The 8,712-nt window shown below is 34.8% G+C and carries 6 protein-coding genes; 4 read left to right on the plus strand and 2 right to left on the minus strand.

Annotated features, from left to right (window positions below; genetic code table 11):
* Positions 1-239: 239 nt before the first annotated feature.
* Positions 240-806, minus strand: a complete 567-nt coding sequence (locus ACP5SP_RS06705) for a biotin transporter BioY (RefSeq protein WP_428076306.1) — start codon at positions 804-806, stop codon at positions 240-242.
* 125 nt (positions 807-931) lie between these two features.
* A complete protein-coding gene (locus ACP5SP_RS06710; RefSeq protein WP_424587172.1) occupies positions 932-1,855 on the minus strand; it encodes a branched-chain amino acid transaminase in 924 nt (307 codons plus the stop codon).
* A gap of 101 nt (positions 1,856-1,956) precedes the next feature.
* Between ACP5SP_RS06710 and ACP5SP_RS06715 the strand changes: the two genes are divergently transcribed.
* From ACP5SP_RS06715 to ACP5SP_RS06730, 4 genes are read left to right on the plus strand one after another with little or no spacing between them, the layout of a single operon-like run.
* A complete protein-coding gene (locus tag ACP5SP_RS06715) occupies positions 1,957-3,510 on the plus strand; it encodes a diguanylate cyclase domain-containing protein (RefSeq protein ID WP_428076307.1) in 1,554 nt (517 codons plus the stop codon).
* The gene (gene clpB, locus ACP5SP_RS06720; protein ID WP_416085313.1) at positions 3,497-6,103 is read left to right on the plus strand and encodes an ATP-dependent chaperone ClpB; all 2,607 of its coding nucleotides are present in this window, start codon (positions 3,497-3,499) and stop codon (positions 6,101-6,103) included. The genes ACP5SP_RS06715 and clpB overlap by 14 nt, the downstream gene beginning before the upstream one ends.
* A complete protein-coding gene (gene rsmG, locus ACP5SP_RS06725; protein WP_424587121.1) occupies positions 6,100-6,825 on the plus strand; it encodes a 16S rRNA (guanine(527)-N(7))-methyltransferase RsmG in 726 nt (241 codons plus the stop codon). The genes clpB and rsmG overlap by 4 nt, the downstream gene beginning before the upstream one ends.
* A complete protein-coding gene (locus ACP5SP_RS06730; RefSeq protein ID WP_424587120.1) occupies positions 6,807-8,579 on the plus strand; it encodes a C25 family cysteine peptidase in 1,773 nt (590 codons plus the stop codon). Before rsmG ends, ACP5SP_RS06730 begins: the two co-directional genes overlap by 19 nt.
* Positions 8,580-8,712 lie beyond the last annotated feature (133 nt).

Here is an 8,712-nt window from a genome sequence, read left to right on the forward strand (position 1 = left end):
GGGGCGATTTGTTGCCCCCTCAAAATGGTTGTCATTCCGAAGGCTTTAGCCTGAGGAATCTCCGTCGTATGGGTGGAGTTGGAGAGTAAATTTACCTCCTCCATTAAATTGGAGCTCAGAGGTCGCTTACTCCTCAGGGTGACAAATAAAAGGAACGCGCCCCTTGATTTACTTCCAAAGCAAAAATCATTATTTATGGGAGTGTTGAGTAAAATTTATTTTTTTCTCAAAGTGGTTTCTTATATTCTTTTTATTGCCTTTGCAAAACCGAAAGATGCAAGAATCTTGATGATGTCGCCAACCATAAATGGGAAGAAACCAATAGAAAGGATGTACCAAAAGCTTACGCTTCCACCTCTTGATAAAATAACATAAAGCCACAAAAGCCCTGGCACATAGATCGAAAGATCTGCAAGAGCAAGTCCCCAAAAAAGCATTTTAGAATTAGAATACTTTCTTGTGAAGAAACCTGCAAGGTATGAAGCAAGTATAAACCCAACGATGTACCCAAAAGTTCCTGAGTAAACATAGCTTATTCCACTTCCTTTTGCAAATATTCCAATCCCAAGAAGGCCGAATATAAGATAAAGTATTTGTGAAATTGCCCCTTCTTCCTTTAACACAATTCCCGAAAGAATTACAGCAAATGTTTGCATTGTTATTGGAACAGGTGAAAATGGAAGGAAGATTTTTAATTGAGAAGAAAGAGATGTTAAAACCACAAAAGTTAGCATTAATGCAACTTTACCTAACACACTCAGGCTTAAAATTTTCCTTTCAAACCTTGACAATGCAATAGTTTGCATCTACTACCTCCCATAGATTTTTTTAAAAATACGCAAGAATTATACCACAAAAGGAATATTTAAGTCAATACATTTTTAAAAAATTTTTTAGGAAACCTTAAAGCATAATCCTTCTCAGACCTATCTTACCAACCTTTAGCCTCTACAAATTCAAGCCATCCAAATGTATCTTTTCCCTCGTAAACTATTTCTCTAAATTTTTCTATGAGCATTTTTGTTATCTTACCAACCTGCCCATTACCGACAGGAATTTTATCTACCGAAACTATTGGTGTTATTTCTGCAGCAGTTCCACAGAAGAAAATTTCATCTGCTGCATAGAGCATCTCTCTTGGGAGGTTTTGTTCAAACACAGGGATATTTAAAAGTCCTGCAATTTTAATAATTGAATCTCTCGTTATACCTTTTAAAATTGAGTTTGTAAGAGATGGTGTATAAAGTGCTCCATCTTTCACAAGGAATATATTCTCACCTGGTCCCTCCGAAATATATCCATATACGTCAAGCATTATTGCTTCATCAAAACCATTTAATTCTGCTTCCATCATTGCAAGTTGTGAATTGAGGTAATTTCCCGTTGCCTTAGCAACTGCAGGTATTGTATCCGGTGCAAATCTTCTATATGAAGAAACGCATACATTTATTCCTTTTTCTACCTTCTCGTTAAAGAGATTTGGCATTTCGAAAGCTGCAATTGCTGTTTCAATAGGTGCATGTAATGGATTTGGTGAAATTGGACCAAGTCCCCTATAAACAACAGGTCTTATATATGCACTTTTTAATCCATTTTTAATGAGAAGTTCTTTAGTGATGTTTATATAATCCTCAATGCTTTCGCTTGTTTCCATTCGATACATTTTCATTGATTCTTTTAGTCTTTTATAGTGGTCGTACGCTCTGAAAATTGCAGTACCCATTTTTGTCTCGTATGCTCTAATACCTTCAAAAACCCCAGAGCCATATTGTATAACATGCGAAAGGATGTGAATCTTAGCCTTGTCCCACTCTACAAATTCTCCTTTAAAATAAATGAATTTTGATTCTACCATGCTTAACCTCCTTACATAGAAATTTTATGATTATATTCGTTTTTATTGAAATGCAAAATCTCTTATAATGAAATTAGAAAAACTTTACAAAGGAGAACAGCGTGGATATTAGTTCTTTTGCGGTGTTTGTATTTAAGCGAAAAGTTAAGACCTTGAGGGGTTTTCTTAATGGTGTGTTAAAAGAAGAAAAGAATTTTTTTAAAACCCTTTCATTAAAAAGGTGCGAAACTCTAAAGGATCTTGTCTTACAAAATGATTTTTTATTGCGTGCCTTAAAAGCATATGCTGTTTTAGGAAGGCAAATAACATTCCCAATAAAATTTGGAGAAAAAGAGTATGTTCTTGAAATTTCTGAATATTCTTATAAACCATTTTCTATTATTTTTCGACTAATAGAACGGGACATTATAACGATATTTAGGGAAACAAATTACAATTTGCCCGTTGCAACAGTTTTGCTTGATAATGATTCTAAAATCCTCGATGCAAACCCTCAATTTGAAAGACTCTTTGGATTTAAAAGAGAGGAAATTATCGGAAAAAATCTCAACGAACTTATTGTTCCAAAGGATGAAATTCAAGACGGATCTAATCTTGATGGAATTGCAAAAAAAACTGGATATGTAAGAGTTGAAAGAGAGCGACTCAATAAATATGGGAAGAAGATTCCTGTTCTTGTATCTGGTGCACCGTTTAAAATTTCAGGCGATACTATTGGCATAATAGGTGTTTATGAAGATATAAGAGATATAAAAAAGATTCGACAGGCTCTTTACTACCAAGCAACTCATGATATCCTAACTTCTCTTCCAAATAGATATCTTCTTGAGGATAGGTTTAATATTGAAAAAGCCAGGGCAGATAGATCGGGCTCTAAGGTTGCTCTTTTCTTTATTGATATTAATAGGTTTAAAGATATAAACGACACCTACGGGCATGAAATTGGAGATAAGGTTATCAAATTTGTTGCAGATAAACTTGTAAAAAGTGTTCGAAAGACTGATTCTGTTGTTCGTTTTGGTGGAGATGAGTTTGTAATAGTATTTGATGAAGTTAAACAGATTGAGGATATTGTTTCCATTGCACTAAAGGTTGTTAACGCATTTTCAGAACCTTTTGAAATCGATGGGCTTAGTATTGATGTTGGAATTAATGTAGGTATTGCAGTTTATCCAGATGATGGAACAACCCTGGAAGAGCTTTTAAGAAAAGGGGACATAGCAATGTATAATGCAAAAGCCGTGGGCACAAATAACTTTATGTTCTACTCTAAAGAGATTGAAGAAAAGCGTCTTAAGGTAATTTCCGATCTAAAGGCAAGGGATATTATGTTTAGACTTGTATTTGATAAATCGCCACTTCCACAGATGATAGTTGATGATGAATTCAAAGTTCTTCGTGTAAATGAAGCATTTGTAGATATTTTCAATATTGACTTAAGAAAAATTTATGCAAAAAAATTGGAAGAAATAGAAGGTCTGAAACAAGTTGCTAATTGTCTTGAAAATTCTCATAACTCTGAAGTTTTTATCGAAGGTGTAAAGTTTCAAGATAAAGAGTATAATTTAAAGTGTAGTATAGTGAGTTTAAAAATCTCGGAAATAAAATACCATCTTATAGTGATTAAGGAGGTGATGTTGAGTGGATCAAAATAAGTTTACGGAAAAAGTACAGGAGGCATTACTTGAGGCAAAAAACATTGCAGTAAATTACGGTAATGAAGCAGTTGATGTTGAACACGTGCTTGTTGCACTTATTAACCAAAAAGATGGATTTGTTCCGATGATTCTTGAAAGTATCGGTGCCCCCAAAAACGATATTTTAAAAGAGTTATATTCAAGGATTGAACGATTTCCAAAATCACATGTTACACAAGAATCTCAGTTCTATATAACAAATAGATTAAATTCACTTTTTGTGAGGGCAGAATCTGAAGCAAAGGCTCTTCAAGATGAATTTATCTCAACTGAACACTTGTTTTTGGCATCATTAACTGATTATGAAATTGGCCAAGTATACGCAAAGTATGGTATAAATAGACAGAATGTTTTAAATGCAATTCAAAGCATTAGAGGAGGTAAAAAAGTGGAAGATAGAACTCCAGAAGAAAAGGTAAAGGTACTCGAAAAATATGGAAGAGACCTTGTTAAACTTGCAAAGGAAGGTAAACTTGACCCAGTAATTGGGAGAGATGAGGAGATAAGAAGAACAATTCAAATTCTTTCAAGAAGAACTAAAAACAACCCAATTCTCATAGGTGAAGCAGGTGTTGGAAAAACTGCAATTGTAGAAGGTATTGCACAGAGAATCGTTTCGGGCGATGTGCCAGAGACTCTTAAAGACAAAACAATCTTCCAACTTGATATGGGTGCTCTCATTGCAGGAACAAAGTTTAGAGGCGAATTTGAAGATAGATTAAAGGCAGTCCTGGATGAACTTAAAAAATCCGAAGGACAAATTATACTTTTTATTGATGAAATCCATACAATCGTGGGTGCTGGTGCAACAGGTGAAGGAGGTATGGATGCCTCAAATATGTTAAAACCAGCACTTGCAAGAGGTGAGATACGAACAATTGGTGCAACAACAATTGACGAATACAGAAAGTATATCGAAAAGGATGCAGCTTTGCAGAGAAGATTCCAACCTGTTCTTGTGAAAGAACCGTCAGTTGAAGAGACCATCGCAATCTTAAGAGGACTTAAAGAGCGATACGAAGTCCATCACGGAGTTAGAATTAAGGATTCTGCTCTTGTTGCAGCAGCAAAACTTTCTCATAGATATATAACAGATAGATTCCTTCCAGATAAAGCAATTGATCTTATTGATGAAGCAGCCTCACTTTTGAGAATGCAGATAGATAGTATGCCTGTTGAACTTGATGAACTAACAAGAAAGTTAAAACTTCTCGAGATGGAAAAGAGAGCCCTTGAAAAAGAAACAGATGAAGAATCAAAAGCAAGACTTCAAGAAATTGAAAAAGAGATTGCAAACCTTAAAGAATCTGTTGACTCGCTTACCTTGAAGTGGAAAAAAGAGAAATCAATAATTGAAGAGATACGAAAAATAAAAGCCCAAATAGAGGATCTTAAGACAAAGGCAAATCTTGCACAGAGTCAAGGTGACTTGGATACGGCAGCAAAAATTCTCTACGGAGATATACCTACACTAAATAAGCAACTTGAGGCAAAGTATGAAGAGTTAAAGCAAGTACAGGGAGATAACCCACTTCTTAAAGAAGAAGTTGGTGAAGAAGAGGTTGCACAAGTTGTATCTAAATGGACGGGCATACCTGTTTCAAGAATGCTAAAGACCGAAAAGGAAAAACTCCTAAATCTTGAAGAGACTTTAAAGAAGCGTGTCGTAGGACAAGATCAGGCAGTTGAAGCAGTATCAAATGCAATAAGGAGAGCAAGGGCAGGGTTATCAGATCCAAATAGACCTATTGGTTCATTTATCTTCCTTGGACCAACTGGTGTTGGAAAGACTGAACTTGCAAAGGCTCTTGCTGAAGCACTTTTTGACACCGAAAAAGCACTTATTAGAATTGATATGTCTGAGTATATGGAGAAGTTTTCTGTATCAAGACTTATTGGTGCCCCTCCAGGTTATGTTGGTTATGAAGAAGGAGGACAACTAACCGAGGCAGTAAGGAGGCAACCTTATTCTGTTATTCTTCTTGATGAGATAGAAAAGGCACATCCCGATGTATTTAATATACTTCTTCAGGTACTTGATGACGGAAGACTTACCGATTCAAAAGGAAGGACTGTTGATTTCAAAAATACTATAATTATTATGACTTCAAACATTGGAAGTAAGTATATTTCTGAAATTAATGCAATTCCTGGCACAGCAGAATACAAAGAACAGTACGAAAGAGTTGTTGAAAGAGTTTATGAGGAGATGAGGCATATATTCCGTCCAGAGTTCCTCAACAGGATTGATGAAATAGTGGTCTTTAATCCTCTTACAATTAGAGAACTTAGGGCAATTGTTGATTTACTGCTTTCAAAGACAAACGAGAAACTCAAAGAAAAGGGAATTCTTGTGGAATTTGAAGAGGATGTGAAGACGTTCATTATAAACAAAGGATATGATCCTGTTTATGGTGCGCGTCCTTTAAGGCGTGCAATTCAAAAATACATTGAAAATCCGCTTGCAGAATTTATCCTTAGAGAGGATATAGAAAAGGGAGAAATTGTTGCCTATATGGATAAAGGAGAGGTTAAATTTAGGCTTAAATGAGCGAATTTACCGATAAACTGAGGGAGGCTTTGCTATCGGCCTCCCTTCCCTTCGATGAATCTTCTTTGGCATATTTTGAAGTATATAAGAATCTTCTTTTTGATTGGAATGCCCATATGAATCTTACCGCAATAAGAGATGAAGATGGTATTATTTACAAGCATTTTGTGGATTCTCTTATGGTCTTAAAGGTTGTGGATAATTTTTCAAGTCTTCTTGATGTTGGAAGCGGAGCGGGATTCCCAGGGGTCCCTGTAAAGATAATTAAAAGGGAAATTGCACTTTCTCTTATAGAGTCGCAAAAGAAAAAGGCAACTTTTCTTGAAATTCTTCTTGAACGTCTAACATTTACTGATGCAAAGGTATATAATGCACGTGCAGAGGAACTTGCAAGGGATAACTTAAGAGAGAGTTTCGACGTGGTGTGCGAACGTGAATTTGGTAAAATCCCAATAAATCTTGAGGTTGGGCTTCCTTTTGTCAAGTTAGGCGGGCATTTACTCTTATACAAAGGAGCTAAAGATATTGAAAAAATTGATATATTCAAAATTTTTATCGAAGAGTTAGGCGGCTCGATTGAAAAAATATTTCCTTATAAGTTAAATGATTCAATAGAGCGCTATATAGTTTCAATTAGAAAGGAGTGGCACACTCCTTGGCGTTATCCAAGAAGTTATTCTTCAATGCTAAGAGATCTTAAAAAGTGGGGAGAATTTGCATAAGTCACAAATTTAAAAAACTTTTTGTTGTTTTCATTATACTTTTTAGTACTACTTTAAACTCAAATTTATCTGCAAAAACGACTTTATTTAAGGGCAATTTCGATAATTTTAAAGAAGAAAATTTCATAATTTTAACAAAAAGAGAGTTCGTTACAGACTTGAAACCAATCGAAAAATTATATCCACAGTATAAATATTTTTACATACCAATTGAAGACATTGGTTCTAATGACCCAATAAGAGTAAGGGCATATCTTTTTTCTCATTTTAATTCTGGGTATCTTCTTATCGCTTTAAGAGAGAAAGATTTAGAAGCAGGCACTTTAACAATAAGTGAGGGAGGTAAGTTTTCTCCAAAAACTGTTAAATCTGATATTTTTTATTCGATTGAAAATCTTGACTTTGATAATGACGGGAAATTTGGTGAGTTTTACGACGATATATTGAAGAGTGGTTTAAAATTTAGATTCATTGTTTCAAGGCTACCATTTGAAAATAAAGAGGATTTCAAGAAGTATTTCGATAATCTAAATGCATTTATGGAAAAAAGGCCTAAGGTTTTGCTTGCTTCGTCTTTTATATCCTTTCCTAACGAAACCTATGATGGGGGCAAAATACTTTCAGGTGATGGAGCACGCCTTATGGAACTTATAAAAAATGATTTCTTTCCAGATTCGATAACTTTTTACGAAAAGGGTGGTGATTTTCCATCAATTTACAATTGCAATGGAGCTTTAAATAAGGAAAACTTTATCAGTGCTTCAAAGGAAGCAACGCTTATTCTTTGGGATGCACACGGCTCACAAAGTGCAGCCTATAGCGAAATTTGGCTTGATAAAAATAAAAATGGGATCCCAGAAAATAGCGAATTTGTATTTACGCCTTTTGTGTCGACATCGGATAATTTTTCGACAAATTCCATTGTGTTTTCCTTGAGTTGTCTTAATCTCCAAGGGTATGATAATCTTGGGTATGCATTTCTTAAAAACGGTTCAACTGCCTTCATTGGGTCAAGAGAGGTATCATATTCACCTTCATACTTCTATAGGCCAGAAGACGGCGGTTCTTCAAGCATTATGTATTACTTTGTAAAGAATCTCTCCCAAGGTGAAAACATAGGAAATGCTCTTTATGATGCCTTCAAATACTTTTATGCCAATTTGCTCTATGCAGATTTAGAAGATCCTGTTGAAAGTGGACTTCTTAACATATATGATTTTAATATTTACGGTTTACCTTTGATAACTTTAAACTATGTGAGAGTTAAAGAAGAAATTACTGAAAATCACGCAAAGAAAGATTTATTTTTTGATTTCGATTTTAATACGACAACTAATGAATTTAAAATAACAGTAAAGGATAGTGAGCCTTATTTTGTTATCCTACCAAAAGGTCTTTTTATAAAGAATGTTTATTACGAAGATTCAAAAAATTCGCCCATTTTTGACTGGTTTTTTAATATCGTAAGGTCTAATTTCTCAAATGCGCTTGTAATTAAGGGTGTTATAAGAGGTAAAGTTCAAGGAGATATTGTGGTAAAAGGAAATATGTTTGAGAATCATTATTCGGTTATACTCTCCGGTTTTGATATGAGGGATTTTAATTTTGACAAAGCAATTGATGATAAAGACTTTGAGATACTCAAAAAATCATTTGGAAAGACTTATATGAATGAGGATTTTTTACCTCAGTGCGATCTTGATTCAAACCTCAAAATTGATGGCATTGATGTATTGATGTTCTTTAATAGATAAAATCTCCAATATTAGAATGGGTCTACACCCCTTTCTAACTTACCCCCTAAGACAAAATTATTATTTGGTGGTGTTGAGGGGGCGATTTGTTGCCCCCTCAAAATGGTTGTCATTCCGAAGTGGCGTAGCCACG

Origin of the sequence: Caldisericum sp. (assembly GCF_049967455.1) — a bacterium.
GTDB classification, from domain to species: domain Bacteria; phylum Caldisericota; class Caldisericia; order Caldisericales; family Caldisericaceae; genus Caldisericum; species Caldisericum exile_A.